Raw genomic sequence first — 629 nt, forward strand, 5'->3', positions numbered from 1 at the left:
TAGTACTGATAAATGTCTTTGCTGCTGTTGGTTTGTTTACTCTTATCTCTATGAGATTTGGCTGGTTTATTTGATGTAGTGATTTTGCACGCAGCACGTACTGTCAGAGAAATCAGTGCTCTGACAGTACGCAAGATCATCTCATACTCTTACGATCTGCAATATTATCCTTAATGTTTAACCATGACGTGGCGGACGACGGTGTAATCCTCCAGCCCATAAAGTGACATATCCTTGCCGTAACCAGAAAGTTTCTGCCCACCGTGCGGCATTTCACTTACCAGCATGAAATGGGTATTGACCCAGGTACAACCATATTGCAGCCGTGCGCTGACGCGATGCGCCCTGCCCACATCTTTCGTCCATACCGAAGATGCAAGTCCGTACTGGCTGTCATTCGCCCAGTTCACCACCTGTTCTTCGTTGTCGAAGGGCGTAACACTCACTACTGGACCAAATACCTCTTTTTGCACGATGGCATCGTCCTGTAATGCGCCAGCCAGCAGCGTCGGCGCATAGTAATAGCCATTACCCTTGCGCTTTTCACCGCCAGTGATCACTTTGATGTGCCCTGTCGCTTTCGCCTCTTCTACTGCCTTGCTGACGCGTTCGAGATGCGCCAGCGAGCT

The 629-nt window shown here is 49.3% G+C and carries 2 protein-coding genes; one reads left to right on the forward strand and one right to left on the reverse strand.

What is annotated here, in order from left to right:
- Positions 1–8: 8 nt before the first annotated feature.
- Positions 9–74, forward strand: coding sequence for a stress response membrane protein YncL (gene yncL / locus R7Z41_RS24205; protein ID WP_411913148.1), 66 nt, complete (start codon positions 9–11; stop codon positions 72–74).
- A gap of 96 nt (positions 75–170) precedes the next feature.
- Here the strand turns inward: yncL and R7Z41_RS24210 are convergent.
- Positions 171–629: aldehyde dehydrogenase family protein (locus R7Z41_RS24210; protein ID WP_318141663.1), on the reverse strand; the 459-nt coding region annotated here is incomplete at its 5' end.

Origin of the sequence: Vibrio sp. 1457 (genome assembly GCF_033340195.1) — a bacterium.
GTDB classification, from domain to species: Bacteria; Pseudomonadota; Gammaproteobacteria; order Enterobacterales; family Vibrionaceae; genus Vibrio; species Vibrio alginolyticus.